The sequence below is a fragment of the Amycolatopsis sp. NPDC051106 genome (genome assembly GCF_040682775.1).
Taxonomy (GTDB): Bacteria; Actinomycetota; Actinomycetes; order Mycobacteriales; family Pseudonocardiaceae; genus Amycolatopsis.
The window spans coordinates 172,484-196,845 of record NZ_JBFBBQ010000002.1 but is presented as its reverse complement, the minus strand read 5'-3'; the positions used below and the strand labels follow the sequence as shown (position 1 = coordinate 196,845).

General features: G+C 68.8%; 34 protein-coding genes. 3 read left to right on the top strand and 31 right to left on the bottom strand.

Annotation, left to right across the window (positions count from 1 at the left end; all coding sequences use genetic code 11):
- Positions 1 to 31 precede the first annotated feature (31 nt).
- The 3 genes from AB0M83_RS02630 to AB0M83_RS02620 all read right to left on the bottom strand — a co-directional run bounded on the left by AB0M83_RS02630 (position 32) and on the right by AB0M83_RS02620 (position 3,597).
- Positions 32 to 1,432, bottom strand: a complete 1,401-nt coding sequence (locus AB0M83_RS02630) for an integrase (RefSeq protein WP_364511364.1) — start codon at positions 1,430 to 1,432, stop codon at positions 32 to 34.
- Complete coding sequence (locus AB0M83_RS02625; protein WP_364511361.1) at positions 1,429 to 1,614, bottom strand: helix-turn-helix domain-containing protein; 186 nt, start codon at positions 1,612 to 1,614, stop codon at positions 1,429 to 1,431. Before AB0M83_RS02625 ends, AB0M83_RS02630 begins: the two co-directional genes overlap by 4 nt.
- 393 nt (positions 1,615 to 2,007) lie before the next feature.
- Positions 2,008 to 3,597: a hypothetical protein gene (locus AB0M83_RS02620; protein ID WP_364511358.1), complete on the bottom strand. Its 1,590-nt coding sequence runs from the start codon at positions 3,595 to 3,597 to the stop codon at positions 2,008 to 2,010.
- 117 nt (positions 3,598 to 3,714) lie between these two features.
- Between AB0M83_RS02620 and AB0M83_RS02615 the strand changes: the two genes are divergently transcribed.
- A complete protein-coding gene (locus tag AB0M83_RS02615) occupies positions 3,715 to 4,689 on the top strand; it encodes a hypothetical protein (RefSeq protein WP_364511355.1) in 975 nt (324 codons plus the stop codon).
- Positions 4,690 to 4,726: 37 nt separating this feature from the next.
- Here the strand turns inward: AB0M83_RS02615 and AB0M83_RS02610 are convergent, their stop codons facing one another.
- The 25 genes from AB0M83_RS02610 to AB0M83_RS02490 all read right to left on the bottom strand — a co-directional run bounded on the left by AB0M83_RS02610 (position 4,727) and on the right by AB0M83_RS02490 (position 20,536).
- Positions 4,727 to 5,599, bottom strand: coding sequence for a hypothetical protein (locus AB0M83_RS02610; protein ID WP_364511353.1), 873 nt, complete (start codon positions 5,597 to 5,599; stop codon positions 4,727 to 4,729).
- A 4-nt stretch (positions 5,600 to 5,603) separates the two neighbouring features.
- Complete coding sequence (locus tag AB0M83_RS02605) at positions 5,604 to 5,972, bottom strand: hypothetical protein (RefSeq protein WP_364511350.1); 369 nt, start codon at positions 5,970 to 5,972, stop codon at positions 5,604 to 5,606.
- A gap of 233 nt (positions 5,973 to 6,205) precedes the next feature.
- Positions 6,206 to 6,487 carry a hypothetical protein gene (locus AB0M83_RS02600; RefSeq protein ID WP_364511347.1) on the bottom strand — a complete coding sequence of 94 codons (282 nt, stop codon included), beginning with the start codon at positions 6,485 to 6,487 and terminating at the stop codon, positions 6,206 to 6,208.
- Between the two features lie 87 nt (positions 6,488 to 6,574).
- Complete coding sequence (locus AB0M83_RS02595; RefSeq protein WP_364511344.1) at positions 6,575 to 6,868, bottom strand: hypothetical protein; 294 nt, start codon at positions 6,866 to 6,868, stop codon at positions 6,575 to 6,577.
- A 122-nt stretch (positions 6,869 to 6,990) separates the two neighbouring features.
- Positions 6,991 to 7,752: a hypothetical protein gene (locus AB0M83_RS02590; protein WP_364511341.1), complete on the bottom strand. Its 762-nt coding sequence runs from the start codon at positions 7,750 to 7,752 to the stop codon at positions 6,991 to 6,993.
- A gap of 25 nt (positions 7,753 to 7,777) precedes the next feature.
- A complete protein-coding gene (locus AB0M83_RS02585; RefSeq protein ID WP_364511338.1) occupies positions 7,778 to 8,713 on the bottom strand; it encodes a bifunctional DNA primase/polymerase in 936 nt (311 codons plus the stop codon).
- Positions 8,710 to 9,009 (bottom strand): hypothetical protein, encoded by a 300-nt coding sequence (locus tag AB0M83_RS02580; RefSeq protein WP_364511336.1) that lies wholly within the window; start codon positions 9,007 to 9,009, stop codon positions 8,710 to 8,712. Before AB0M83_RS02580 ends, AB0M83_RS02585 begins: the two co-directional genes overlap by 4 nt.
- A gap of 17 nt (positions 9,010 to 9,026) precedes the next feature.
- Positions 9,027 to 9,428, bottom strand: a complete 402-nt coding sequence (locus AB0M83_RS02575; protein WP_364511333.1) for a hypothetical protein — start codon at positions 9,426 to 9,428, stop codon at positions 9,027 to 9,029.
- A 29-nt stretch (positions 9,429 to 9,457) separates the two neighbouring features.
- The gene (locus tag AB0M83_RS02570) at positions 9,458 to 10,114 is read right to left on the bottom strand and encodes an HNH endonuclease family protein (RefSeq protein WP_364511330.1); all 657 of its coding nucleotides are present in this window, start codon (positions 10,112 to 10,114) and stop codon (positions 9,458 to 9,460) included.
- Positions 10,111 to 10,464 (bottom strand): hypothetical protein, encoded by a 354-nt coding sequence (locus tag AB0M83_RS02565; protein ID WP_364511327.1) that lies wholly within the window; start codon positions 10,462 to 10,464, stop codon positions 10,111 to 10,113. Before AB0M83_RS02565 ends, AB0M83_RS02570 begins: the two co-directional genes overlap by 4 nt.
- 102 nt (positions 10,465 to 10,566) lie before the next feature.
- On the bottom strand, positions 10,567 to 11,058 hold the full coding sequence (locus AB0M83_RS02560; protein ID WP_364511324.1) for a hypothetical protein: 492 nt from the start codon (positions 11,056 to 11,058) through the stop codon (positions 10,567 to 10,569).
- Positions 11,059 to 11,316: 258 nt separating this feature from the next.
- Positions 11,317 to 13,632 carry an FtsK/SpoIIIE domain-containing protein gene (locus AB0M83_RS02555; RefSeq protein WP_364511321.1) on the bottom strand — a complete coding sequence of 772 codons (2,316 nt, stop codon included), beginning with the start codon at positions 13,630 to 13,632 and terminating at the stop codon, positions 11,317 to 11,319.
- Between the two features lie 107 nt (positions 13,633 to 13,739).
- Entirely contained in the window at positions 13,740 to 14,915 is a 1,176-nt protein-coding gene (locus AB0M83_RS02550; RefSeq protein ID WP_364511318.1) for a conjugal transfer protein TraI, read from the bottom strand.
- Positions 14,912 to 15,238, bottom strand: coding sequence for a conjugal transfer protein TraH (locus tag AB0M83_RS02545; protein ID WP_364511316.1), 327 nt, complete (start codon positions 15,236 to 15,238; stop codon positions 14,912 to 14,914). Before AB0M83_RS02545 ends, AB0M83_RS02550 begins: the two co-directional genes overlap by 4 nt.
- Before the next feature lie 2 nt (positions 15,239 to 15,240).
- Positions 15,241 to 15,600, bottom strand: coding sequence for a hypothetical protein (locus AB0M83_RS02540; RefSeq protein WP_364511313.1), 360 nt, complete (start codon positions 15,598 to 15,600; stop codon positions 15,241 to 15,243).
- Entirely contained in the window at positions 15,593 to 15,946 is a 354-nt protein-coding gene (locus AB0M83_RS02535) for a hypothetical protein (RefSeq protein ID WP_364511310.1), read from the bottom strand. The genes AB0M83_RS02540 and AB0M83_RS02535 overlap by 8 nt, the downstream gene beginning before the upstream one ends.
- A complete protein-coding gene (locus AB0M83_RS02530) occupies positions 15,943 to 16,227 on the bottom strand; it encodes a hypothetical protein (protein ID WP_364511307.1) in 285 nt (94 codons plus the stop codon). Before AB0M83_RS02530 ends, AB0M83_RS02535 begins: the two co-directional genes overlap by 4 nt.
- Before the next feature lie 2 nt (positions 16,228 to 16,229).
- Positions 16,230 to 16,463 (bottom strand): hypothetical protein, encoded by a 234-nt coding sequence (locus tag AB0M83_RS02525; protein ID WP_364511304.1) that lies wholly within the window; start codon positions 16,461 to 16,463, stop codon positions 16,230 to 16,232.
- The gene (locus AB0M83_RS02520) at positions 16,460 to 17,422 is read right to left on the bottom strand and encodes a hypothetical protein (protein ID WP_364511302.1); all 963 of its coding nucleotides are present in this window, start codon (positions 17,420 to 17,422) and stop codon (positions 16,460 to 16,462) included. The genes AB0M83_RS02525 and AB0M83_RS02520 overlap by 4 nt, the downstream gene beginning before the upstream one ends.
- A gap of 4 nt (positions 17,423 to 17,426) precedes the next feature.
- Positions 17,427 to 18,044, bottom strand: coding sequence for a hypothetical protein (locus AB0M83_RS02515; protein ID WP_364511299.1), 618 nt, complete (start codon positions 18,042 to 18,044; stop codon positions 17,427 to 17,429).
- Positions 18,045 to 18,102: 58 nt separating this feature from the next.
- Entirely contained in the window at positions 18,103 to 18,498 is a 396-nt protein-coding gene (locus AB0M83_RS02510; protein WP_364511296.1) for an SsgA family sporulation/cell division regulator, read from the bottom strand.
- Positions 18,495 to 19,031, bottom strand: coding sequence for an NUDIX hydrolase (locus AB0M83_RS02505; RefSeq protein WP_364511293.1), 537 nt, complete (start codon positions 19,029 to 19,031; stop codon positions 18,495 to 18,497). Before AB0M83_RS02505 ends, AB0M83_RS02510 begins: the two co-directional genes overlap by 4 nt.
- A gap of 206 nt (positions 19,032 to 19,237) precedes the next feature.
- A complete protein-coding gene (locus AB0M83_RS02500) occupies positions 19,238 to 19,936 on the bottom strand; it encodes a hypothetical protein (protein WP_364511291.1) in 699 nt (232 codons plus the stop codon).
- Positions 19,937 to 20,043: 107 nt separating this feature from the next.
- Positions 20,044 to 20,280 (bottom strand): hypothetical protein, encoded by a 237-nt coding sequence (locus AB0M83_RS02495; RefSeq protein WP_364511288.1) that lies wholly within the window; start codon positions 20,278 to 20,280, stop codon positions 20,044 to 20,046.
- 1 nt (position 20,281) lies between these two features.
- On the bottom strand, positions 20,282 to 20,536 hold the full coding sequence (locus AB0M83_RS02490; protein ID WP_364511286.1) for a hypothetical protein: 255 nt from the start codon (positions 20,534 to 20,536) through the stop codon (positions 20,282 to 20,284).
- A 116-nt stretch (positions 20,537 to 20,652) separates the two neighbouring features.
- Here AB0M83_RS02490 and AB0M83_RS02485 point away from each other — a divergent pair, with 116 nt between their 5' ends.
- Positions 20,653 to 21,000: a winged helix-turn-helix domain-containing protein gene (locus AB0M83_RS02485; RefSeq protein ID WP_364511284.1), complete on the top strand. Its 348-nt coding sequence runs from the start codon at positions 20,653 to 20,655 to the stop codon at positions 20,998 to 21,000.
- Here the strand turns inward: AB0M83_RS02485 and AB0M83_RS02480 are convergent.
- The gene (locus AB0M83_RS02480) at positions 20,997 to 21,197 is read right to left on the bottom strand and encodes a hypothetical protein (RefSeq protein ID WP_364511281.1); all 201 of its coding nucleotides are present in this window, start codon (positions 21,195 to 21,197) and stop codon (positions 20,997 to 20,999) included. The two genes, AB0M83_RS02485 and AB0M83_RS02480, sit on opposite strands and share 4 nt — an antisense overlap.
- 137 nt (positions 21,198 to 21,334) lie before the next feature.
- Between AB0M83_RS02480 and AB0M83_RS02475 the strand changes: the two genes are divergently transcribed.
- Positions 21,335 to 22,750, top strand: coding sequence for an XRE family transcriptional regulator (locus AB0M83_RS02475; protein ID WP_364511278.1), 1,416 nt, complete (start codon positions 21,335 to 21,337; stop codon positions 22,748 to 22,750).
- Here AB0M83_RS02475 and AB0M83_RS02470 read toward each other — a convergent pair.
- Both AB0M83_RS02470 and AB0M83_RS02465 read right to left on the bottom strand, forming a co-directional pair.
- Entirely contained in the window at positions 22,710 to 23,600 is an 891-nt protein-coding gene (locus AB0M83_RS02470) for an aminoglycoside phosphotransferase family protein (protein WP_364511275.1), read from the bottom strand. The genes AB0M83_RS02475 and AB0M83_RS02470 overlap by 41 nt on opposite strands.
- A gap of 90 nt (positions 23,601 to 23,690) precedes the next feature.
- Complete coding sequence (locus tag AB0M83_RS02465) at positions 23,691 to 24,323, bottom strand: GNAT family N-acetyltransferase (RefSeq protein WP_364511272.1); 633 nt, start codon at positions 24,321 to 24,323, stop codon at positions 23,691 to 23,693.
- Positions 24,324 to 24,362: the final 39 nt, after the last annotated feature.

Sequence of the window (24,362 nt, the reverse complement as noted above, 5' to 3'; positions counted from 1 at the left end):
ATTCCGAGGCATGGTCTTATCCTCCAACGGCCTACTCGTCGGACTCGTCGTGCCAGCCGAGCGCCCGCTCGATCCGCTGGTGTGCCGCGGACTCCACCCCGGCGATGACCTTGGCGTAGATCTGGTGGAGCACCGCCACGGAGTGCCCCGCCCACTCCGCGCACTGCGTGGACGGCACGCCGGCCGCCAGCCAGGTCGACACGCACGCATGTCGAAGGTCGTAGGGACGCTTTGCGAGCGGGGAGGTGTACTCCTCCTCAGTGAGCGCGGCCCGGCGCGCGTTGTCCCACACCCGCGCAATGGTCGACTCCGCGAGATCCCCGCCGGTGAGGTTCCGGAACAGCCGGCCGTCCGCAGCCGTCCCGATGTTGTTCAGGTGCTCGTGCAGGATCGCCGTCAGCGGCGGCGGGGACGGCACCGGCCGCACCTCCCCCTTGCCGCGCTGCTTCAGCTGGCGACGGTCGCGCCGCTCCCCCGAGTCCGTCCACGCCGCTCCCGTGACCGGCGCCGTCTCCGAGAGCAGCAGCTCACCCCATCCGCTCTCCGGCAACTGCAAGTCGCGCTTGCACAACATGGCGGCCTCTTCGGGCCGCAGCGCCGCGTAGTACATCACCGCGAAGAACGCCTTGAGCATCGGCCCGGACGACCGCCGCGGTGCCGTGTCCACCTTCTGCGCCGCGACAGCCGTCAGCAACTTCCTGCCCTGCGCAGGGTTGATGACCACGCGCTTGTCGATCGCCCGCACGGACTTCGGCGCCGTCCACTTCACTTCGGGCAGACGATTGGCCCTGATCAGTTTCAACTCCACGGCGTACTCCAGCGCGTTGTAGATCACCGCACGCTTGCGGTTGACGGTTTTCGCGGCGGCTTGCTTCCCATCGAGCTTGAGAGAGATCTGGTCCAGAACCTCCCGAAGCTTGGCTGTGTCGTCCATCCGCGACACGGGAAGCGTGTTCGCGTGCAGCCACTTCAACGCCCGCTCAATCTCGACCGGCTTGGCATTGCCTCGCCTCTTCGTGTTGAAGGCCCACCCGGTCAGCGCGCGGCGGATAATCCTGTCTTCGGGCTTGCCGCGGGTGGTCGCCAACATCGCTGGCAACGCTGACGCCAGCGCGTCAGCGTTGCCAGCACGCGACTTCCCGGCGGCCCGCGGCCATTTCATGTCGACGTACTTGCAGGCGAAGGCAAAGAACGGCATGTCCGCCTCGCTACGCAGATTGGATACCGGCAGCCCGCGGACGCGATCGAAGGCTTCACCTCGTCGAGCTGCCGCGACCAGGTTCGAGCGGAGACTCTCGGCCAGTGCGTAGGTGTCGGCCTTCTCATCGAAGCGCTCCCCTGCTACGAACCATGTCACGCGATACGACGTCTTCCTCCTGCCTCGTCGCGTTTCGATGTTCCAGATCTTGACGTCGTAGGTGATGTCACTCATGCGGCCTCCTGGGATTCGAGCCAGCGGTTGAGTTCGGACCGCCGAACGCGCACTTTCCGGTTCGGGAGGCGAATGCACTTCGGGCCGAGGTTCTTTGCGCGCCAGTCGTAGAAGGTGGAGCGTGCGATTTGGAGTTCGTCGCAGACCTGCGGAATGGTGAGCTTTTCGTCTGCCGTGGACATGTTGTGAACCTCCGGGTAGAGGCGTGCCCCACAGTCGGTGGCCGGCTGCGAGGCACGGTGCGAGCAAGCGCAGAGCGGTTACGTTGGGTAGTTACCGAGTTGGGCAGGCTGGCAGGGAGGTAAACGGCTCAGGCGTGGGAGGCCGGAACCAAACACCGCAACACCGCAAACACCGCAAAGTGGCCTCTGACCTGCGGATCTTCCTGCGGTGTTTGAGGTTGAGGACCGGAGGGCCAAATACCGCAAACACCGCAAGTTGCGGTGTTTGCGGTATTTGAAGTCTCCCGATCCGAGGTCAAACACCGCAGACACCGCAGTGTCGTTTTCCCTGATCAGAGTTACTTTCTGGGCCGGTTGCGGTGTTTGCGGTGTTTGCGGTGTTTGATTCGGGGGTCAGCTCGAATCGGTGCCGCGCTCGACCGTGTAGAGCTTCATCTTGGTGTGCGGATCGACTTCGCTGCGTAACACCAGATCGCCACGCCACCGGTCCTTCTGCCCTGCCAGCCTCTTTCCCAGCGACTTCGGGGTCAGGGGCTTACCCGCGGCAGTGGTCGGGAACGTCCCCTTCCACCGATCCGGTGCGCCGTACTCAGGCTCGGCATCCGACCGCAACTGCTGCGCAGTCACCGGCTCACCGCCATAAAGGTCCCGCCAGGTCGCCAGGAACGCGTACCACTCCGCATGGTCCTCATCCAGCCCACGGCCGGCATCGGCGTTGCCGAGGAAATCACCGACGCCGTGGTGTGCCAGGAACCCACCGAGGTACTGCGCCCAGCGGGTGAACTGCCGCATCTGCGGGACATTGCTGGCGATCGGCGCACCGTTGGCGGTCCAGTCCAGCACCAGCGTCAGCACGTGGCGCAGCACGGTCGCCCGGTTGACCGGGTCGAGAATCCAGGAATCGAGATTCGGGATCGTGAACCCGGTGCGGGCCTCCGGGCGCGGGCAGTTCGGATCCAGCCGCACCCACACCGTCCGCGAAGCCATATCCCCGCCCGTGCGCAGATTGTTGCCGGTGGCCAGCCACAACCGGTCGTTGGCGAAGTTGCTCGACACGTTCGTGCCCAGCCGCCGATCCGACCACGTCCGTTCGGTGACCAGCCGCGCCAGGACCGCGGAATTGACCATCTCGCCCTCGGTGAGGTTGTCGAACACCACCACCCCCACCGAATCCGACAGCACCGTGGTGATCGACTTGCGCAGCTCCTCATCCGAGTCGGTCCAGGTGAGAACCCGCTGCCCGACCAGCAACCCGACACACCCGGCGAGAATCGTCTTGCCGGAGCCCGGCATGGACGCCTCGATCATCCCGAACGGGGACAGCGCGTTGGTGAACGGCCGGATCAGCGGCGTCACCAGCAACGCCAGGTAGTTCGCCCGGTCTGCCGCCGACCGCCACGGGAAGTCCCGCAGGAACCGTTCCAGCAGGAATTCCCGCGCCGCGTCGACCTGGTCCGCGCTCGGCCGGTCCGGGATCGGGTCGAGGTGGCCGTTGGCGGTCAGGTAGAAACCGGTCGCCGGGTCGTAGCCGGGCTTTTGCAGCAGCGTCCCGTCCGGGCGCAGCACCGGGGTGGAGATGATCCGGCGCAGCACCGGCAGCCCAGGCCAGGACCTCCCGGCCAGTACCGCGTTCAGGACGTTGGTGGGCGGGGAGATTTCCACGTCGTAGGTGTCTCCTTTCTCGTTGACCTTGCTCTGGATCACGTCGGTGTGGGTGGCCAGCAGATTCGCCAGCAGTGCGGGTTTCAGCACCGACGCAGCCACCGGGAGCGCGACGTCGTCGTCTCCGGCGGTGGGGTCGGCCGCGCCGGAAACCTGTTCGACGACCACGGGCGCGCCTTCGGAGACGTAGGTGTCGGGGATGATGCGGCCGTCCACCGCGGCGGTCAGTACCCGGATGGTTTCCGGCGCGGCCCCGGTCCGCAGCCGTGGCCGGCCACCGGGGCCGACCGACCACAGGCGTTGCGAATTCGTACTGGCCATGGCGTTCCCTCCGTCGTGCGGGGATCGTGTATTCGTGACTCAAGCCGAAGAGCCGACGAGTCGTCTCGTTGTCGAAGGTGGTCCGGCCTCCGTCAGTCAGGGGTAGAGTGGCTGGTCATGGATGCCATTCGGCTGCAGGAGTCGTCCCGACGCTGGATGGCCACAGGACTTGAGGCCTTCTCCTCAGGAGAAGAATCATTTGACTTCGCCGTGCACCATCACGGAGTAGCACTGGAGCACCTGCTGAAGGCATACCTGGCGTCTCTGCATCCTGCTCTGATCGTGGAGCCCAAAGACTTTGACTCGATGCTGCACGCAACTGGGCATAGCGATCGCGCCAAGCGTCCTAGCACGCGCTCGAAGACCATCGGCCTCTTCGAAGCGTTCGTTAGAGTGAAAAAGCTTCTTCCAGATCAGATCACCGTGACGGAACAAGAGTTTGAACCTGTTCTGGCCGCCCGAAACGGTGTGGCACACGCGGGCCACCATGACCCCTCCGAGAGTCGACAGGTATTGACCACCTGTATGCGAATCGCCGATTCTATTCTTGGTGAACTGGGCGCGCCATTAGACGAATATTGGGGCGATTACGGAAATCTTCATCGCCAACTCATAGACAAACACGTCAACGAACTCAAGGTCGCCGTTCATGTCAAGCTAGCGCGAGCGAAGGCTATATACCAACGACGAGTCAAGGACCTAGTCAATCAACAGCGCATTGAAGTTGTTGCTAAATTGTCCAATGTCAGCATGTTCCCTAGCAATATCGACGTGCAGATAGACTGCCCGGCATGCGAAGGGCAAGGTTGGCTTCACGGAACCACCGTCGCGCATGAGATAGATGATTTCCCTTCTTCTCAAGTGACTGTTTATTGCGACTCCTACGACTGCTCACTGTGTGGCCTAATTCTCGAAGGCGAAGAGTTATCCGCAGCCGGCATTTCTAGGAAGGTGAAGACCGCTAATTCGATGGCGCACACCTGGCCGCAACGCAGAGGATCAGCCATAGAGATGAACGATTTCTATCGCTTAAGGCGTCGCAACTCTTTTGGAATTCAAGGATTCGAGAAAGATTTCGACAGTATGGGATAATTCGGAAATCTTCTTGATCTATTTTGAGATATAGCGGCTAGGCCGCGATTGGATTGACGTCCTCGTCCCACAGCGCGGTCTGCTCCGGCGGACGATGGCGCAGCTTCTCCGCGAGCGCGGCCCGCCAGGAGAGCAGGTAGTGCAGGTGGTTGGCGCACGACTTCACGTGCGGGCGTGGACAGTCCGTGGTGGGGTGGCCGAGCCGGCGGGCGTCGTCGGACCAGGCCAGGGAGTCGGCGGAGTCGATGTAGGCATGGTGCTTGATCAGGCCGAGGGTCTTGAACCCAAACCCGTGAATGCGTGACACGCCGTAGCGGCGGACCGCACGCAGGATCTGGCCGGCCAGGGTGGTGCTTTGCAGGCGGCAGACACTGCCGACGCACACCAGCGGCTCCGCGGTGACGTCGATGCCGAACCGGGCGTAGAGGTCGGCGTGACGGCAGTAGTCATCCGGGGTGCGGCCCTGCAACACCAGCCGCCACGGCAGCTCCGGCGCGAGGCTGCGTAGCTCGATCGCGTTGACGACGGTGAGGAACTGGTGGCGCGACACGGAGAGCTTGGTGCCGTGGAACCACTTCCCGCCGTGCCAGCCGCCCCGGATGATCGCGTCCTCGCACATCCAGTCCTGCGGGGACACCCACAGCATGTGCCCGATCTCGTCGCGGTAGCGCCGCACCCGCGCGACGTACTCCCGCGGCGGGACGCTGTCCCAGTCGCCGTACTTTTGCAGCTGGGTGAAGCCGCCGGAGTCGAAGGCGACCGGCGCGATCGCGCGCGGCAGGGTCTTACGGTGGCGTAGCCGGGTGTCGGAGACGAACAGCGGGACCCCGGCCTGCTCCAGATGGATGACCTCGTGCGTGCCGGTGAGGAAGTCCAGCCCGCCGAACTCATCGCCAGGCCGGACGTCCACCGGTTCACCCCACTTCGGCCGTGGCGGTGCGGCGTTCGATGGCCTCGGCCCAGCACGCCGCGGTAGCGGCGACCTGGATCAGTTCGTCGAACAGGTCGTCGGCGGCGGCTTCGGCGAAGCCTTCGTAGACCTCTTCGCGCAGGATGTGCAGCCAGGTGAGGCGGCCTTCGGCGCGGGCCATCTCGGTGATGAACCGGGCGGTGTGGGCGGCGTCGGCGGCGCGTCTGCTCAGCCCGGCGACCTCGACGTTGGGGCCGGTGCCGTCGGGGTGGTTCTGCTCGCCCCACAGCGCGTCCTGGCGGGCGCGTTCGGCGGCGATCCTGGTCAGGATGGCGGCGGTGTGGGCCGAGACGATCGGCCGGGTGGTGGTCATGGCGCAGGCTCGCTTTCGTCCGGCGGGCACGAGAAGGGCCGGGCACGCGTGGTGCCCGGCCCTCTGCGTGTCCTATGTGGTCGGTGCGGTCGTCGCGGTGCTCACTTCTTCTTCCGGTTCAGCGGGCAGTAGTCCTGATCTTCGGGGTCGCCGTCGTCGCAGATGATGCAGTTCACGGTGGTCACCTCCTCTCGTGGCTGGTGGGCCGGATGAGTGCGTCGGCGGTGCGGACTTCAGTGCTTGCTGTGGGTTTGCCGCTTGCCCCGGTGGACCCAGGTGCCGACGACGCTGGAGATCACCCCGCACGTGGCGAGAGCCGGCCCGGTGGCGCGGACGACGGCCAGCACGATCACGGCCAGGGTGACCAGCGCGGCGACCAGGGCCAGCAGCAACGGCCACGGAGGGATGGGGTGCGGCAGCAACGCGAGCAGACGCGCCGCGACGGACGTGCCGGCGGTCGTGCATTGGTGTGACTCAGGTTCGGGCGGGGTGGCGGCGGGCTTGGTGTTGTCCACCGGGGCCAGGATGGGTGTCCCATCGAATTGACACCAATACCACCTTGGGGTTCTCGCCGTGAGATTCCCGCCGACGGCGACGGCCGTCTACGCGGCTCGCGTCGTCGTTTCGCTGCGGTAGAGCGACCAGCAGTCCTCGCAGTCGCACAGCCGCCCCAGCCCGGTGGCGTCGAGCGTGCCGGGCTCGATCACGACCGGGTCGGGCTCGGCCTGCGCGAACGGGGTGGCCGAGCGCCAGGTCGGGATGACCTCCGGCGTGCCGGGGTGGACGTCGGCGCAGGTGCAGCGGGCCATGCGGCAGGGCTCGGTGTCGCCGTTGGATGTCGGGCTGTGGAAGCTGTCCAGGTGCCCGCAGGCACAGCGGTGCATGATGGCGGCCATCAGAGGTTTCTCCCGTGGTGTCGGTTCAGCAGGTACGGCGACGGGGACAGGAAGTGTGGGGCGTGCCAGCCCTCGCGGTGCAGGCCCGGCGGCGGGGCCGATGGTGGCGTACAGGTTGGGCCTCACCCGGCCTCGGTACCGGTCACGGCGATCACGGCCGCGGTGGCGTTGTCAGAGCCCGGGTTGTGCTTGCCGTGCTCGTCCCGGACGGCGAGGTCCACCAGGATTTCGGCGAGAGCCTGCGGGTTGTCGTAGAACACGCGGGCGAGGTCTTCGATCTGGGTGACCGTGAGTTCCTTGTGGACGCCATCGCTGGTCAGGATGATCCGTTCGACGCTGGCGTCCTGGCCGCGTAGCGGGGTCCACGACATCGTCGACACGGTCGCGAACTTCAGGCCGTTGAGCACGTAGTCGGACAAGACCTCGGCCGCGGCCCCGACCCGTTCCAGCGTCTCGCGGCCGGCGTCGGTGAGGCCGGGGTTGTCGAGCATGTGCCGGATGTGTTCCCCGGCGGTCTGGTCGACCGTCCACCGGCGCAGCCCAGCCGTGGCCGAGTAGGTCCACACCGCGGCGTCGCCGACGTGGGCGACCTCGATCCGCCCGTCGACAACCGAGGCGACGGCTGCGACCGCGTTGGGGCCGTCGGGGTAGTCGGGCATCGTGTCCGCGGCGGCCATCAGCCCGGCTTGCGCGCCGCGGTGGGCGGCCACGGCCGCTGCTGTCCCGGCGGCCAGCTTCGCCGCGGCGCACGTCCGCAGTTCGGACCCGATGCCGTCGACAACCGAGGCGGCGGTGCCGAGCGGTGTCGTGACGACAGCCGCGGCGTCGGCGTTGGCGACACGGCCACCGATGCTGGTCGCGGTGGCGACGGTGAGCATGGTCATGGAATCGCTCGCTTTCGGTCGGTGGTCAGGCGGCGCGGCCGGTGCCGCGTCGCGGGGTGATCCGGCGCTTGTTGGCTGCCCCGGCGCGTAGGGCGGTGTCGATGACGCCGTCGTCCTTGACGGCGGAGTCGGGGGTGTTCCAGGCCTCGACCGCGGCCCGCAGCTCGGCCCGCGCGTAGTGCTCATCCAGCAGCCGCGCCCCGGCCAGCTGGCCGAGGGCGTAGGCGGCGGTCGAGAGGGTCTTGTTCCGCTGGCCCGGGGGCGCCGCAGCGACGCGCGCGCACTCGGCCTGCACCGCCTTCGCCGCGTACGCGCTCGGGGCGGCTACGGGCATCTGAGTGCGCCCTGAGTTGGCCGCTGGCGGGAGTTTGACGCTGGCCTGGACCAACCACCCCGGCAGCTGCGGGCCTTCGGTGTCGTCGAGCAGCTCATACGCCCCGTCGTCGCGGACGCTGCCGGGTGCGAGGGCGTAGCCGCCCCAGCCGCGGGTGTCCACATGCGGCGCGATCCACTTGACCGTCGAGCCCAGCCGCACCCCAGGAGGCACCGGGTACCACAGCTGGCGCCCGCCGCTGGGCGTTGAGGTGGTCCAGGTGTCCGGCAGCGGCCCACCCCGCTCCTCGGCGAGGGCTTGCAGCTCTTCCCAGCCGTCGGGGCCGGGCGCTTCATCGGGCTTGCGGACGTCGCAGTCGATGACGTGCCAGCCGGATTTCCCGGGGAACACCGCGACGTTGTACGGGACCGTCGCCCACACCCGGGCGATCGTCTCCGGGTCGGTGGTGGCCAGCGACTCCGGCGTCACGTGCCCCGCGGTGCACGGCCCGCGGCCCGGGCAGTTCTCCTCGCGGTGCCAGGCGGGCGGGAACTTGCGCCCGGGCTGGATCGGAAACACCGCCCACCCTCTGCCAGCCATCTCCAGCGCGACCCGTTCCAGAGCCGCGCGGCGGGCATCACTGGTCATGCGCCGATCTCCTTTCGCCAGTCGGGCCGGGGATCCCAGGCCGCGACGTCGTGCAGGTGCACCCCGAACGCCCGCGCCAGCCGATCCGCCAGCCGGTCCACATCGGACGGCGGCTCCCCGGCGGAGCGCAGCAGCCGCACCAGCGCGGGGCAGGTGGCCGAGGCGTAGAACTCGTGGCGGTTCCACGCCCCGGCCACCGCCCGCCCGGTGCGGCGGGCCGAGGCGGTGTCGGCGCCGGTGTGTTCGTCCAGCCACGCGGTGACCTCGGCCGCGCGGTACTTCTCCTTCTCCGCCACGGCCGATCACCTCGGCCTCAAGTGGTGGCGGTGGTCTCGCGGCCGGCCAGCGTGGTCAGCAGCTGCGGGATGTCCTGGCGTTCGATCTTGTCGAGGATCAGCGCGACGGCGCCGGGGTCGGTGGTGGCATCGAAGCCGCCGACGACCAGCAGCGGCGCACCCGACGGGGTCAGGCCGCGGACGGTGAGCCGCAGGACGGTGTCGTGGTCGTGGTACTTCCCGGCGATCGCGTCGATGACGTCGAGGAAGTCCAGCCAGCGAAGCAACCGGCGGGCGACGTCGGGGCCGGGCGGCATCTCCGCGGTCACCACGCCGTCGGGAAACCCGGTGGCCGGGGTGGCGGACACCTCGACCGGGCCGAGCCCGGCGGCGTTCAGCATGTCGGTGATGGCGGTCAGGTTCTCGTGCGCAGTGGCCATGATGGGGCGCCTCCTGGTTGGGGTGGGGGTCAGCAGTGGTTGAGCACGGCGGTGATGGCGGCGCGCTCGGCCCGGTCGACGGTCATTCGGTAGGCGTGCTTGACCGCGGTCCAGCGGGCGACGTAGCCGCACTGGTCGACGGCGGGCAGCCAGCGCGCGGGGTCCTGGTCTCCCTTGTTGCGGTTGGCTTTCGTGGTCACCGCGACCAGCACGGACGGGTCGTTGGCGTAGCGCTCCCGGTCCGCTCGGGACCAGCCGCGGGTGCCGGAGCGCGCGGCTTCGGCCAGCGGCACCATGTGGTCGACGTCCAGCGCGCCGGGTGTGGTGACGGTGACTCCGTCGTACGGGGACACCCAGGTGCCGCCGGTGATCCGGCAGCCCGGCCCGGTGGTGACGGCCTGGCCTTGGGTGCGCAGCGCGTTCTCCCGGGCGTCGCAGCCGCCGCCGGTCTGGTCCCAGTGCGGCCAGTCGGCGCGGCGGTAGTGGTTGCCGGTGTCCTCGGCCGACACCGTCAGCTCGGCCAGCTGCTGCCGCACCGCGGCGACGTCGGGCCGCGCCGCCGGGGCGGCGCTGACGCTGGCGGCTACCGGCGGCGGACCCGTACTCGAGACCCGGCATCCGGCCAACGCGGCAGCGACCGTCAGCACGGTCAGGCCGCGGGTGATCGCCACGTGCCCCCGCCTCATGCCGCCACCGCCAACGGCGGGTGCGGGCGGGCGGCCGGCTGGTCGACCGCCCGCCAGATGAGGACCGGGAACGCGCCGTCCTCGGTCGGGCAGGCCGGGCGGGTCACCGGGTCGCCGGGTGCGGCGGGGTGGGTGTAGGCGAACCAGCGCAGCCGGAACATCGCCGCGTCGGCGCGGTCGGGGACCAGGCCGCCGGGCGCGGCAGCGCGGATCAGGTCGAGCGCGGCAGCCGGGCGGGTGGCCCCGACGGCGAGCACCGCGCCGTCGGCGGCGGTGAGCACCGCCGGGGCGTGCAGCCCGAAGCAGGCGTAGGCGTCTGTGCTCGACAGGTCGGGCGGGGGCAGGAACATGGCGAAGCTCCTTTGTGGTCGGTGCTGCGGTGGGTGGCGCCGGACCGGCAGGGCATGACAAGGCCAGCCACCGGTCCGGCGGCCGTGTGCGGGGTGGATGGGTCAGTTGAAGTGGCTGCCCGGAAGCTGGCCGGTGCGCAGCAGCGTCGCGACGTAGCGCTCGATCCGGGACCAGTTGGCGCGGATGAGTTTCTGAGCTTCCCGCTCGTACCAGCCGGACCCGCGGGAGCCGTGACGCTTCATGCGGCGGAACTCGGCCCAGTCCGACCGCGACCCGTTGCGCGCCCAGGACAACGCGGCCGAGCGGGAGTAGCGGTGCTGGCGGTGCACCCACTCCGCGGCTGCCGCCCACCCGGCCAGCGTCATCACCAGCGCACCGTCGACTTGGGCCTGGTCGTCCATGTCGGGTTCGGCGTGAGAGACCTGCCCACCCCGGGCGGTCAGCCGGACGTAGCGGACCTCGATCCCGGCGGCGGCGCAGCCGATCGCGTGCCCGATCTCGTGCGCGGCGATCGCCGCGGTGGCCTCGGCCTCGGCCTGCTGGCGCTCGGCCTTGCGGTCGCGGGTGGCGGTGCCGCTGCTGAACAAACCCATGACAACCTCCCAGAATCAGTGACTGTGCGTGACATTCGGCGGGTGCGGCGGGCACCCGCGGCGAAGTGAATCGGCGAGTGAGACGGCAAGTGAAGGGCGCTCACTGAAGTGGAAATCCACTTCGGCATTCACTTCCCGGCTTCACTGCCTGTGAGCTGCGACGATATGGCGGGAAGTGAGAGAAGTGACGAAGTGATCCGGCCCCGCCGCAGGGCCGGATCACCGCGTTTCGCGTCTACCCCCGTGTGTGGGTCCGGCTCACTTCTCGGCCGCGCGAAGCGCCAGCGCCTCTCGCACCTGACGATCACGAACAGTGAGATAGCCGTCCTTTGAACGGACCGCCACGCCGACCGCTGCGAGGGCCTCCTTCAGGCGTTCAGCGCTGAGGTTCGCGTAGGGCTCGTAGCCCGGTGCCAGCTTGCGCAGCCGCGCCCCGACGTCGGTGGCCTTGACGTCCTCACCAGCGAGAACCTCGGCGACATCGTCGAGCAGGTCGCGCACCTCGGGGGCGGCCTCGACCTGCGCCGGCTCGGCTTTCGCGCCGCCGCGGATGGCCACGGCCCGCTCGATCACGGTGGCGGCGTCGTCGCCGTCGATGAAGTGCGTCCGCACGGTCATCGACGGCTGTCCGGCCGGGAGCGGAACCCCTTCCCCGGCCACCACCAACGTGCCTTTGTCCAGGCCAGAGCGCAGTTCGTGCGGCGCCGCACCGCCGTCGACCGCCTTGTCGCCGACGGCCATCCGGGACTGCGACTCGGTACCCAGCGCCAGCGCGGCCCGGATGTGCGCACCCTCGCGGACCAACTTGGGCAGGTTCTGGTCCGTCGGGTCCTGGGTTCCCTGCCACAGCACCACATTCACCGCGCGGCCCTGGTTCTGGATCTTGCGGGCGGCCATGAAGTACCGGGACTTGTTCGTCTGCCCGCCGTAGGGGTTGTTCTGGTCGTCCTTGGCGGGGTTCATGAACGCGTTCTGGGCTTCGTCGACCAGGATCACGATCGGCGCGAACGGCCCGCCGGGCTTGGTCAGCTCGCGCGGGACCCCGTTGCGGTACTTGTCGCCGTCGAAGGCCAGCAGGCGCCGTTCCATCTCCTCAACGCCCCACTCGAGCAGCTCAGTGGCCTGAATGCAGTGGGAGTCCGACGGGCCTTCGATGAGGGTTTCGGCCACTGGCTTGAACATCCGCCAGTCGCCGATGCCCTTGAGGTCGGCGATGTGCAGCTGCACCGACGGGTCCAGGACCAGCCACAACGCCAGCGCGCGCAGCGATGCGGTCTTGCCCTGCTTGGACAGGCCGGTCATCAGCAGGTGGCACTGCAGCAGCGCCATCATCACCGCGTCCCCGCGCAGGTCCACGCCCCACGGGGCGCGGCCGGTGTAGAGGTCTGCGGTGATGGTCGGGTCCGTGACCAGCGGAGACGGCCCGATCGGCTGGTCCAGCGCGCCGGAGTCCGCCGCCCACACCCGGATCGTGCGCGGGGACGGCGGGGTGGAGATGAACACCTCGTGCTCGTGGCGGCCCATGTTCTCCGCCAGCTTGCGGCGCTTGCGCTTGACCTCCTCGGTGTCCACCCCCGAGGGGAGGTGGACGTCGAACTCGACGCCGCAGCCGGCCAGCCGGATCGGGGACAGCATCGCGGCGCCGCCGTCCTCCATCTGCTCGATCTTGCGGCGCAGCTCGGAAATTCGCAGGTCACGCAGGGCGGTGACGACGATCGACGGGGTGATGATCACGTCGTCGACCAGCCGCTGCGAGGCCGGGCGGAACAGCTGCGGTACCGACTGGGAGGTGCGGCCGAGGTTCCACAGGTAGGTGGCCACCCCGGCGGTCCCGGCGATCGCGAGGAACGCGCCGTAGGTGATGACGAACCACACGCAGAACGCGATCGCGCCGATCACTCCCGTGATCGGGTCCAGCACGTCGCCCTTCCCGGCGATGGCCAGGATCACCCCGAGGACCAGCAGCAGTACAGCCGCCGACACCGTGGACAGCGCGACGGCTTTGGCCAGCTGGATCGGGGACTGCACCCAGTCCATCGCCCGGTCGTGGCGGCGCTGCTTTTCGGTGACGTCGCGGGCCTCCCACTCGGCCAGCTTCTCGTGGTCCCCGGCCAGCTCCGCCGCCCGCATCATCCGCTCGTACCGGCTGGACCCGTGGGTGTCGCGCCACCGCTTGCACGCCACGACCGCCCCGAGCGTCGGGTACACCAGCACGTTGCGGCCGACGAACTTGAGCGTGGACACGGTCCGCTCGTGGGTGACCGCGGTCCGGGCGGTGGTGGAGAGCCACAGGGCCTGGCGCTTGTACTCGGCCAGGCGCCATTCCATCTGCGCTTTCTGGGAGGTGTAGAGCCGCCACTGTTCGTCGGTGACGATCTCCCCCTCGATCGCCGGAGAGGTGGACTCGACCGAACCGGGCGGGGTGGACTGGTGCTGGTCGGGGCGGGAGCGCAGGGGGTGGACGGTGGCCAGTTCCCGCGCCGACCCGGCGGACTGCGGTGCGGTCCCGGCGGTGGACTCGGGGCGGGACTCGCGGGCGGTGTTCTCGTCGTCGTGGTGGTCGGTGGGGGTCATCGCGTGGTGCCCTTTCGTGCGTGGACTGGGGTCGCACACGCGGGCAGGACCGAACCCTCAGCGCAGGCACGGGAAGGTTCGACCCTGCCCGCGCGGTGCGGGGTGGGTCAGTCGCTACCGCCGGACTCGGACAGGTAGCGGTTGCGCAGCTCGGTCGCGGCCTTCTTGCCGCACTTGAGGGTCCGGCGGATCGCCTCACCGTTGGTCGGGTCGAACCCGGCCGGCGGGTTGGCCACCGCCGCGTCGAACTCCGCGGCCAGCTGCTCGGGACTGCGCCGCTTCGGCTCCGGGACCGTCGCCCGCGCGGTGCGCCGCGCCATCGTGGTCCGCCGGGCCGCCGCAGGCCGGACGACCGGTGCGGTAGTCGTGGCGGTGACGGGGGTGGGTGCGCTGGGCAGCGGGGTGGCCGCCGCCTGGTTAGGCTCGCCGGAAGCGGCCTCGGTCCTGCCCTCCCCCCTCGCGGTGACCGGGGCCGCTCCTGCGTCCGGGCCGGGCAGGGTGAGCCCGGCGAAGGCGGCCAGCAGCCGCGGCAGGCACCGCACGACCGCGACCGCGACGACCGGGCCGAGCAGGTGCAGCACCAACCCGGACACGGTGAAGTCGGCCGCGACGCCGGGCAGGTGCGGCCAGGCGTTCATCCCGAGGGTCAGGCCGAGGAACACCCACTCGGTGCGGTCGACCGCGCGGTCGTTGAGCGGGTGGCCGCGGGTGGTGAGGTAGGCGCGGCCGGCCACCACCATCAGCAGCGCCAGCGAGCAGAACGGCTCGGCCAGCCACGCGAACCACCACCGCGGGCTCCCGCTCAGGGCGCCTTCGGCGGCGAACGCCTGCACTCCGGCCGTCGACCACGCCAGGGCGAGGATGAGCGAGGTCAGCGCCACCGCCAGCACCAGCCGCCGCATCCGGGAGTCGCGGTAGGCCAGCACGCGCGGGTCGCGGTCCAGCCGCCACAGCGCGGCGGCCTGTTCGACGGCCTTGCGGCGGGTGCGGACCTTGTCCGTGGTCACCTGGAACGGGGCCGGGTCGGACTCCAGCGCCAGCAGCCGGTGCGCTTCGGCGTGCTCGGCCGCTCGCCGCCGCACCCGGCGGGTGATCCCGCCCCGGCGCCCGCCGACCGGGTCCGGTGCGGGCTCGTCCTCGGTGGACGTCGCCGGGTCCGGCTCCGGCTCGGCCGGTTGCGGTTCCTGCGGTGCGGGCAGGTCGTTGGCGGCCAGCTGGCGCTCGATCTCGGTCAGGGTCCGGTCGAGGTCGGCGTGGCCCTCGGCCGTGGTTGTGGTGCTCATGCCTTGGCCTCCTTCCGGTCGGTGCCCTCGGCCGGGGCCGGGGTAGTCGAGTCGTTGGCGGGCGCCAGTTGGCGCGGGGCGGGGCTGGTGGTGACGGCGGCCTGGCGGGCCTCGCGGGTGGTGCGGTGCAGCCGGATCTCGTTCGCCGCCCACACTCCCGCCAGGACCCCGGCGATCAGGTCCAGCCACGGTGTCCAGACCAGTCCGGCCACCAGCGGCACCCCCACGCCGGCCAGCTCGATCACGTGCGTCCCGCACCAGGCCACCGCCGCCTCCTGCCGCGTGCGGCAGCGCCGGTCACGCTCAGGGGTGGTTCGGGTCATGCTCACCGCCCCCCGTCGTGATCGTCGGTCAGGCCACGCAGGAACCGGTCCAGCGCCGCGGTCTTCTCGGCCTGCTCGACCGCGATGTGCAGCTCGTCGCGGAACCGCAGTGCCGCCCGGATGAGGAACCCGGCGTGCCACACCGTGCGCAGGCCCAGCACGATCGCCACCACCACGGCGATGGCATGCAGCCACGCGATTCCGTCGATGAACCAGGCCAGCGCCGCGAACACGGCGGTGCCCAGCAGGCTGCCCGGGAGCAGGGTGGCGCTTTCCTCGATCAGCTCGGCCATCTCGATCGGGTTCAGCTCGCCGGCCGACGCGTCGGTGCCCCCGGTGGTGTCGTCGTTGAGTTCACGCATGTGCTGCCTCCCAATGCATCCGCGGTCCCGGCGGGCCGTGCCCGGCCGGGACGTGCTCGAAGTGGTGCGGGTCGTAGTCGGTGCCGTTGTGGGCGTCGAAGTAGTGGTTCACCCGCCGCGTGGGCGGGGTCAGCACCGCGGTGGTGGCGTAGCGGTCCGCCCGCGCCATCGCCGCGGTCAGCAGCCGCACGACCAGGACCAGCACCGCGCGGGTCAGGTGCAGCCCCAGCCACACCGCCATCGCGGTGAAGACCTTGACCAGCACCCAGGTTCCGTTGCGCTCGACCAGGCGGCGCAGCAGCAGCACCGTGGCCGCCGCGTCGCCGGGGTCGTCGGCGCGGCTCATCGTGTGCCCCGCCGACCGTTTTCCGCGCCGGTGACCGCGATGGTCAGGTCGGTGATGGCCTGGTCCAGGTCGTAGAACCCGTCCTTGCCGCGCGCCCTGATGACCGCGGCGAGTTCGGCGCGGGCGGCACGGGCCAGCTCCCGGGCGGCGGTGAGCTGCCCGGCGCGGGCGGTGCCGCGCTTGATCTGGTTCAGGCGGCGTTCCAGCTCGTCGATGACGTTGGCGCGGGTGGTGATCTCGGCGCGCTGCAGACGGGCGAACAGCTTGGAGAAGTCGGTCATGGTCAGCACTCCTCGGTGGTCAGGTCGAGCCCCGGCGCCGGTGCGGCCGGGATGGTCGTGGTGTCGTAGAGGAAGCGGAAGACGGCGCCGTGCAGCGCCACGTAGTCGTCGCCGGAGGTCAGCTTCGGGTAGCCGTGGGCGGCCAGGACGTCGGCGACGTCGAGGATCAGGCCGAAGGTGAACCGGTCGTCCTCATCGCGGGCGGGAAGCGGGTAGCGGCGGTCGGTGTCGGTCACGGGGCGCCCTGCCCGTGGTGGATGACGGCGCCCTGGATGAGGTCCTGGGCCTGCACGGCGGATTGGAGCGCTTTGCCGTAGTGCGTCTTGAGGATCTGCTGGGTCTCGCTGGCGCGCTCCAGCATCGCGATGGCGTGGCTGAGCGACTGCGCGGCCTGCGAGGCGGCGGAGGTGTTGCCCAGGATCGACAGGACCTCGTTGCCCAGGCCGCTCATCACGTCGCGGGCGGCGGCGACTTCGGCGGGCAGCTCGGCTTCGCTCAGCGCCTGCAACGTGGCCGCGGGGATCGCTTGCATGACCGCGTTGAGGCGGGCGACTTCTTCGGGAATGGACGACATGACGGTCCCCTTCAGGTCGGGTGCAGACGTGGGCGTGTCGGGTTTCGGTCGCGGTGCAGGCACGCGCGCGGAGCCCGGCCGCGCGGCGGGATCGATGTGCTCGCCGTAGCAGTGGCGGGTGAGGATGAGGCGGGCGAAGTGCAGCACCATGCCTTGCAGCTCGGGAGTGTCAAACCTGTCCGCCCACCACAAAGGATTCCCGCGCAAGTGGTCAACGTCGGTGATCACGTCGCCGGGCATGTTCGTGCTGCGCACGATGCGGGCGCGGGTTTCGGCGACGTCGCCGGTCAGGTAGCGGCGGCGCACGTCCTCGCGGTCGTGGTCGCCGAAGATGTCCAGGACCGTCCCGGCGGGAGTCAGCGCCCCGCTGTGCGCGGGGTGCCAGGTGTCCTCACCGGTCTGGCGAACATCGACCGTCAGCAGGTCCCAGCCGGTGATCGAGTGAACCGCACCGGCCAGCCAGTGACAGAATCCCCGGCCGAAGAACGACTCCGTATCGGTGTCGATCAGGTCGGAGATCAGGGTGAAGAAGCGGCGCCCTTCCGGGGTCGGCTCGGGCAGGTTCAGGTCGCAGAACCCGTCGAAGTCACCGCGCAAATCCACCGACGTCGTGGCGTCCATCGGCTCAGGCGGCGGTGGGCATGACCGGCGGGCGGTCACCGCTGATCGCGGTCACCCGCAAGGCCGCCGCGACGTCGGTCACCAGCTCGACCGCCCGCGGCGGGAAACCCCGGGTGCGCAGGTGCTGCGCCAGGGTGTCGAGGACCCCGGCCCGGCCGACCGGGGTCGGGTCGGTGACGTAGTAGGCCATCGCCTGCGCGGCGTAGCGGCCGGTGTCGGTTTCGAACCCGCCGGGCCGGTAGGGCTGGCCGGTGGCGATGGCCTCTTCGGCGTGGGCGATCATCCCGGCCAGCTCCCCGGCCATCTGGTGGCCGGTGACGCCGGTCTGCCACCGCTCGGGATACTCGGGGTGGACCACGGGGAACACGCTGGCCAGGTAGGTTTCCTCGGCCGCGTAGAGGAACAGCAGCCGCATCCGGTCATCCGGGCAGGCGGCCTGGGGCAGCAGCTGCCGCGCCAGCCGCGCCACCCGCTGCTCGGCCTGCTGGTAGGCGGTGCCGGCCATCTGCTTGGCCAGCTGCACCGTCATGGTGGCCGCGGACGGCGGGTAGAACGGCTCATCGTCGTCGGCGGCCTCCGGCGAGGTAGCCGGGGCCGTCGTGGGGATGGTGGCAAGGGACATGGCGAAGCCTCCAAACAGGACACGAAAGGTGCGGAAGACAGGCAGGGGCCGGGAGGATTCAGGCGGCGGCGGGGCCGGTGTCGGCCAGGCATGCCCACTCGGCCGGCCAGTCGACCGCGGCGGCCTCGCGCCCCGCCGGGACCAGGGCGTATGCGGCCTCCAGCAGGCTGGTGACGGTGTCGCGGGCCATCGGCAGCCGCGCCGCGCCCGAGGGCGAGGACAGCAGCACGTTCAGCAGGCCGGAGTGGCCGCCGGTGTCGGGCGTGATCTGCACGTCACCGTCCCCGGCCGGCTCGGTGAGCCCCGCGTGGAGCAGGTCACGGGCAAAGATCCATCGCTGTCCGTCCAGGTGCAGCGTGACCGCCCACGGGTCGGCGACGTTGTACTCCCAGAACCCCTCGACCAGGCCCCGGCCGAGCAACCACGCGGAGCAGGGAAACCGGATCTGCGTCACGGCTGCTCCCCGAGGCCCAGCTGTGTGCGCAGCGTCCGGGGCAGGTTCATCGCCGTGATCGCGATGGCGAGCATCTGGCCGTGGTCGAAGGCGAACCCGCCCGCGGCGGCCACCTTCACCGCCACCCGCACCGGCATCCACTCGGCCTCCGCCGCGTCGTCGGCGGCCACCGGGTCCGGTACCTCACCCGCGAACACCACGGCGTGGGCGATCGAAACGTACCGGCCCCGGGCGTCGCGGCCGGGAGCGTCGAATACCCCGACCTGGTGCACGATCGCCGATGCCGGGACGGTGACGCCGGTTTCCTCGGCCAGCTCCCGCACCGCCGCCTCGCGGGCGGTCTCGTGCGGGTCGACGTGCCCGCCGGGCAGGGCGAGTTTGCCCTTGTGCGGGTCCCAGCCGCGCTGGATCACCAGCACGTGCCACTTCCCGCCCCGCAGGGCGAAGGCGACCATGTCCGCGGCGTAGAACACCGGGGTGCGGTCGTCGAAGCGAGCGGCGATCCTGGCCGCGAGTGAGCCGATCAGCGACATGACAGACGTCCTTTCCGGACGGTCGATGTGGGAAAGTGAGCGGGCGGGCGATCAGCTCTTCTGCGCGGCTTCCCGCTGCTTGCGCTGGATTTCGTCTTGCTGGCGCTGGAGTTCGCGGTGCCAGGCGCCGGAGTCGTTCGAAGCCATGACGGGATTCCTTTCTCGACAAGGGAAATGTGCTGGCAGGCGATGCGTGTCCGGGTTGGTCAGGCGGCGTGCGACTGGCGGGCCGGGCGGGCGGCCAGAAGAGCGGTGACGTAGGCGACGAACGAGCGCTCGGCGCACGGGTGGATCGCGTCGGTCTGCGGGTCCCGCAGCGTGGTGCGCAGCCACAGGGTCAGCCGCGCCACCGACCAGCCCTGCCCGCGCCGCTTCGCGACCGCGGACACCAGCGCCTCCAGGAACTCCGGTCGCACCTGCGGCACCCGCACCGCGGCCCGCGCCACGACCGGGGACAGCGGGGCGGTGTTGGACAGCGGCGGCCGGCTGCTCCGCGGCGCCGCCGCCACGGCGGCCTCGCGTTCATCGGCGGCCAGCAGCCGCAGCTGCGCCGCGACGTCGCGGTACACCCCTGCCCGACGGTGCATCACCGCATCCGCCGTGCGGCGGGTCAGGACCCGGGCGTTGGCGGCCAGCAGCCCGGCCAGCGCCTCGAACCGGCGCGCCACGCTCACCGCGGTGTCCTCGGCCGCCGGAACCAGCACCAGCGGGTTGCCCGCGGTGTAGCTCGGCTCTGCCTCGGCCAGCAACCGCAGCTGCGCCGCGACGTCGCCGTACACGGCCACCCGGACCTCGGTCACGACCTCCGGCAGCCCGGCGGTGGCCAGGACGCGGGCGTTGCGGGTCAGGGTGTCGGCCAGGTCGGCGAACCGGGCCGCGACCGGGGTGGTCAGCGTGGCGGTCATGAGCGGTCCTTTCGTGCGGGCCGGAGCAGGCATGGCGGTGCCCCGAGGCGAATGCGGAATTGCGAGGTGGGGCGCGGAATTGCGCCGGAAGAGGGGGTGGTGCGGGGTCAGGCCGCGAGGGCCAGGTGCAGGTTCTCGATCTCGACGCGGGTGGCGGCCAGCTCGGCCAGGAACACCCGGGCCAGGCGCATCGCCTCCATGCCGTGCGGGCCGGAGAACTCCGCGCGCAGGTCGTTGTAGGCGATGTCCAGCCAGTGCTCCCGGTCCCACGGCGTCGCGGTGGCGGGCGGCATCGTGCCCAGCAGCCCAGCGAACGCGGCCGGGACGAACAGGCGATCGGTCATGTCAGGCCACCTCCCCCAGCTGGCGCGGGGCCGCGGCCGGGAGGGAGATCACCGGGGCGATCGGGGCGTCCAGCTCGGCCAGCGCCTCGTCGATCTCCGCCATCTCCGCGTACAGGTCGACCAGGTCGGCGAAGCCGTCGAAGTCCCCGGTCAGGACGCTGTCACCGGCCAGGCCGGTGGTGTCGGCGAAGTAGTCGAAGTCCAGGCCGACCGCGTCCATCTCGATCTGGCGGCGGCTGGGGCGGGTGGTGCTCATCGTGTAGATCCTTTCGTTTCGGTGGTGTCTCCAAACTAGTCTGGATTAGTTCGCAGTAGGAATCGGCCAATCGGGTGAACTAGTTCGGAGTGTTGTCATTCGGTAGGGTTTGAGGCATGGACAGCCACGCGGAACGCGCAGGTCAGGCCACATTCGAGTGGATCGCGCAGCAGTATCGAGAGGAGATCAAGTCAGGAGAACTGGCACCCGGGGTGCAGCTGCCGAATCAGCGTGACGTGGCGGCCCGGTTCGGGGTTGCAGTAGCGACCGCCCAACGTGCGTTGGTTTCCCTGCAAGAAGGGGGCTGGATAGTGTCCCGGCCTGGCGTTGGGCGAGTTGTCGCCGCCACCCCCGGCCGTGAGCCGGCGACCCTGGCGCAGCTGTCGTCGCAGCTCAGCGATCTGCAAGCCGAGGTGAAGTCGCTACGGGAATCCGTGGAGCAACTCCGCGGCGATCGGGCCTAGCCATTGCCCAGACCGCGAAAGAACTGCGCGACACTGTCGACGATCCCGCCGCCATGGTCTGCGGCTGTGTTGACCATGCCAGCGGCATCGTTCGGATGCTTGATCACCAGGGCGAGCAGGGCGACAGCCGCGACCAGCATGATCAGCTTCTTGACGGCTCCGCCGCCGGTCTTGATGTTGAAGGGGTTCTTGGACATCTCTTCTCCTAGCGTCGGGTCGGCTCGACTGGTTGATGTTGATGACTCCATGAAACAGGCCCCTGAGCTGCGCGAACAGGGCACACTAGGGGGCACACTCGTACAGTGGGGACACAGTCGGAGGGGGAGGTGAGCTAGTGGGCAACGATCAACTCGAAGCCTTGATGCTCGAAGCGGGGTACCTCCGTGAAGACGGGTCCGTGGGCCTCAAGGTCTTCGCGCGAGCCGTCGGAGGACAGGCTGGCAGGGCGTACAGCCACACTTACGTGCGTCGATGGCTCGACGGAATGGTGCCGCGTGACGCCAAAACCCGGACGGCGATAGCGAGCGCCCTCGGGCACCGTCTTGGCCGGCGGATCAGCCTTGCAGAACTTGGCTTCGGCAAGGCGCAGAAAGTCCGCGCCGACCTCGGACTTGAGTATCCAGACCAAGTCTCGGACAGCGTCAACTCTGTCGCGCGACTATGGCAGGCAGATATCGACGGCATGTCGACACTGCTTGACGCTCCCGCGAATTCCGCCGCATGGAATGAAGCGGCTTTGTCGTGGCTTGTGACGACACGAGACGACGTACTAAGCGACACAGGTAAGCGCAAAGTCGGCGAAGCAGATATTCGGGGGATCCAAAAGACAACCGAAATGTTCGATGCACTCGACGGCGAGCACGGGGGCGGTCACGCGCGGCGCGCCCTGATCGAATTCCTCCGGACAGACCTGGTGGGGCTACTAGCAGGAAACGTAGCTAACAACGCTATCAGGACAGAACTCTTCAAGTCGGCAACGCAAGCGACTCTATTGGGAGCCTGGATGTCATACGACGCCGGGCTACACGGACTGGCGCAGCGATATTTCATTCAAGCGCTGAGGATCTCGGAAACTGCTAACGACCGCCTACTGGGCGCAAGCATCCTGGACGCAATGAGTCACCAGGCAACCTTTTTAGGCCGCTACAAAGAGGCGGCCAACCTTGCAAGGACTGCACTAATGGGGACGACGCTTTCGGGATCAGCGAGCGCCGCGGCGCATTTTCACGCAATGGAAGCCCGAGCCCTCGCCAGATTGGGCGACTCCGCCGGATGCGATAAGGCAATGGCGGCAGCGGTCAAAGAGTTCGAGAGGCGCGATCCCGAGAACGATCCGGCAGACTGGTTCTCGTATTTCAATGAGGCGGAATTGGCTGCCGAACTTGGCCATTGCAACCGAGATCTCGGTCGCCCTAATGATGGAGTTACGTATGCGACGCAGTCACTTGGCCCGACAGCTAGCGGCTACGTGCGGAGCGACTTCTTCGCAACCATGGTTCTTGCCGACTCCCATCTTGACAATGGAGACGTGGGCCAAGCCTGCGAAGTTGCCCTCAAAGCAATCGACATTGGCGAGTCACTAAAATCCGCCCGATGCGGCGCGTACGTAGATGAATTTCGCACGCGCCTCACCAGGATCGGCCAGACCGCAGAATCCGAGGACTTCTTTGAAAGAGTATCCACGGCGCGACTGTGGGCACCGCAAGATGCTAAAAAGGTGCCCAGTCGCGCCGGTCTCCACCTGTCTTGATCGCAGAGACGCGCTTACGCACCTCCCGAGCTGCGTCTTCGGACTCCTTTCCCGCAAGCCAGAGAGTCATAGCGATCTCACGGTAGCCAGCCAACGTCTCATAGCCGGACCACTTCATGATGTCGAATCCGTACACATCGACAAAAGTTCGATATTCGTCGACAGAATGCCATCCGAATCGTTCGTAGAACAACGCAGTCTGAACTAGGTCCCACTCCCGTGGGCCAATACAGAAGCTGTCCAAGTCAATGAGACAGGGGGTATTCTCTCGGGAGAGAATGACATTTCCGACGTTCGCATCACCATGGATCACCCCTCGCGGCAGCGCAAATTCAAGGCGTTCATAGTCGGCCTTCAAATCGCTAATACGCCGACGCAGGTATTCCTCATCATCTTGAGTAAGACTCCGCGACTCACCGAGGCGACTTTCGATCTCCGCAAAGGGTTCCTTCGTCGGCAGACCAAGGCCAATGGGTGCACGCAGCTTATGTAGACCACGAATAATCTTAGCCACATCCACAATGGGCGCGTACTTCTCTTCTTCTGAAACAGACTCCCAGAACGTCGCGGGGTGACCTGACGCGTCGATCGGCTGCGGAATGCGCAAGGCGCGATTGGCAGGGAAGTCTTCAGACGCAAGCCAATGCGCCACGTCGACCTGTCGTCGAGCTTCGTCGAATTCATCCCGCCTTCTGCCAATGCGGAGGATGACATGGCCTGGGAGTCGAAATACGGCGTTCGATCCAATCCTGACGAGTTCGGCATTTGAGCCGTCGACACCCGCCTTCTTGCAGGCAGCGTCAGCCAGCTCGCGCGCTGACGTCTCGGTCAAACTCTCCGCTTGACTCACGTTGTCGCCTCCCTTTTGCAGTTCGACTCAACCCCACCCTAGCGATGGGGTTGCGGGGGCTGTTCAAGCGAGCCGCCAGCCTGTGGAGGGTCACCCCATTTCGCCGTTGGCTTCTCGCATGTGGGTGCAGTAGTGCGGTTGTCCGAGGTGCAGGGCTTCGGCAGGGTCCTGATAGGCCCAGAAGTCCTGCGCGTCTTCGGACTGGTCGAACGTTGTCGTCGACCAGTGGTAGCCGGGACCGCGGGCGAGCGCGGCGTCGAGCAGCAGCGTGCCGAACCCGCGCTGGCGGTGCGCGGGGTCCACCTGGACATGACGGACGATTCCGCGGCGGTCGACCCCGCACAGCTGCACGTCGGCGACGGCGATGACCGCGTCCCGGAGACGGATCTCCAGCTGGCCGACCCCGGCCCGCACAGCTGGCCGGCGGGCGGCCACCAGGATCTCCGAGCGGCGGTCGTCCGGCTGGTCGGCCAGCTCCGCCGGCATCGGCGAGCGGTGGTCGACCACCAGCCAGGTGCACCGCGGCTGCCGCCGCGACCAGCACCGGGTGCACGACCTCGTGGAGAGATGCATCGCGTGGTGGTAGCCGCCGTTGCTGCCAGCGAGGTCCAGCCGGTGCTTGCGATTGAGGCACCAGACGTGCTCGCGCCGCGACCGGACCGGCAGGTCGTCAGGCTCGCTCATATCCGGTGCCTTGCTCAGCCAGCTAGGGCTCTCGCTCATACGTTCGATCGTAACTCGCATCATCGCAGCTCACGAGGC

Coding starts and splice junctions, on each gene's coding strand:
- AB0M83_RS02630 (WP_364511364.1), bottom strand. CDS start 1,432: ATGAGTGACATCACCTACGACGTCAAGATCTGGAACATCGAAACGCGA.
- AB0M83_RS02625 (WP_364511361.1), bottom strand. CDS start 1,614: ATGTCCACGGCAGACGAAAAGCTCACCATTCCGCAGGTCTGCGACGAA.
- AB0M83_RS02620 (WP_364511358.1), bottom strand. CDS start 3,597: ATGGCCAGTACGAATTCGCAACGCCTGTGGTCGGTCGGCCCCGGTGGC.
- AB0M83_RS02615 (WP_364511355.1), top strand. CDS start 3,715: ATGGATGCCATTCGGCTGCAGGAGTCGTCCCGACGCTGGATGGCCACA.
- AB0M83_RS02605 (WP_364511350.1), bottom strand. CDS start 5,972: ATGACCACCACCCGGCCGATCGTCTCGGCCCACACCGCCGCCATCCTG.
- AB0M83_RS02595 (WP_364511344.1), bottom strand. CDS start 6,868: ATGGCCGCCATCATGCACCGCTGTGCCTGCGGGCACCTGGACAGCTTC.
- AB0M83_RS02590 (WP_364511341.1), bottom strand. CDS start 7,752: ATGACCATGCTCACCGTCGCCACCGCGACCAGCATCGGTGGCCGTGTC.
- AB0M83_RS02585 (WP_364511338.1), bottom strand. CDS start 8,713: ATGACCAGTGATGCCCGCCGCGCGGCTCTGGAACGGGTCGCGCTGGAG.
- AB0M83_RS02575 (WP_364511333.1), bottom strand. CDS start 9,428: ATGGCCACTGCGCACGAGAACCTGACCGCCATCACCGACATGCTGAAC.
- AB0M83_RS02570 (WP_364511330.1), bottom strand. CDS start 10,114: ATGAGGCGGGGGCACGTGGCGATCACCCGCGGCCTGACCGTGCTGACG.
- AB0M83_RS02565 (WP_364511327.1), bottom strand. CDS start 10,464: ATGTTCCTGCCCCCGCCCGACCTGTCGAGCACAGACGCCTACGCCTGC.
- AB0M83_RS02560 (WP_364511324.1), bottom strand. CDS start 11,058: ATGGGTTTGTTCAGCAGCGGCACCGCCACCCGCGACCGCAAGGCCGAG.
- AB0M83_RS02555 (WP_364511321.1), bottom strand. CDS start 13,632: ATGACCCCCACCGACCACCACGACGACGAGAACACCGCCCGCGAGTCC.
- AB0M83_RS02550 (WP_364511318.1), bottom strand. CDS start 14,915: ATGAGCACCACAACCACGGCCGAGGGCCACGCCGACCTCGACCGGACC.
- AB0M83_RS02545 (WP_364511316.1), bottom strand. CDS start 15,238: ATGACCCGAACCACCCCTGAGCGTGACCGGCGCTGCCGCACGCGGCAG.
- AB0M83_RS02540 (WP_364511313.1), bottom strand. CDS start 15,600: ATGCGTGAACTCAACGACGACACCACCGGGGGCACCGACGCGTCGGCC.
- AB0M83_RS02535 (WP_364511310.1), bottom strand. CDS start 15,946: ATGAGCCGCGCCGACGACCCCGGCGACGCGGCGGCCACGGTGCTGCTG.
- AB0M83_RS02530 (WP_364511307.1), bottom strand. CDS start 16,227: ATGACCGACTTCTCCAAGCTGTTCGCCCGTCTGCAGCGCGCCGAGATC.
- AB0M83_RS02520 (WP_364511302.1), bottom strand. CDS start 17,422: ATGGACGCCACGACGTCGGTGGATTTGCGCGGTGACTTCGACGGGTTC.
- AB0M83_RS02515 (WP_364511299.1), bottom strand. CDS start 18,044: ATGTCCCTTGCCACCATCCCCACGACGGCCCCGGCTACCTCGCCGGAG.
- AB0M83_RS02505 (WP_364511293.1), bottom strand. CDS start 19,031: ATGTCGCTGATCGGCTCACTCGCGGCCAGGATCGCCGCTCGCTTCGAC.
- AB0M83_RS02500 (WP_364511291.1), bottom strand. CDS start 19,936: ATGACCGCCACGCTGACCACCCCGGTCGCGGCCCGGTTCGCCGACCTG.
- AB0M83_RS02495 (WP_364511288.1), bottom strand. CDS start 20,280: ATGACCGATCGCCTGTTCGTCCCGGCCGCGTTCGCTGGGCTGCTGGGC.
- AB0M83_RS02490 (WP_364511286.1), bottom strand. CDS start 20,536: ATGAGCACCACCCGCCCCAGCCGCCGCCAGATCGAGATGGACGCGGTC.
- AB0M83_RS02485 (WP_364511284.1), top strand. CDS start 20,653: ATGGACAGCCACGCGGAACGCGCAGGTCAGGCCACATTCGAGTGGATC.
- AB0M83_RS02480 (WP_364511281.1), bottom strand. CDS start 21,197: ATGTCCAAGAACCCCTTCAACATCAAGACCGGCGGCGGAGCCGTCAAG.
- AB0M83_RS02465 (WP_364511272.1), bottom strand. CDS start 24,323: ATGAGCGAGAGCCCTAGCTGGCTGAGCAAGGCACCGGATATGAGCGAG.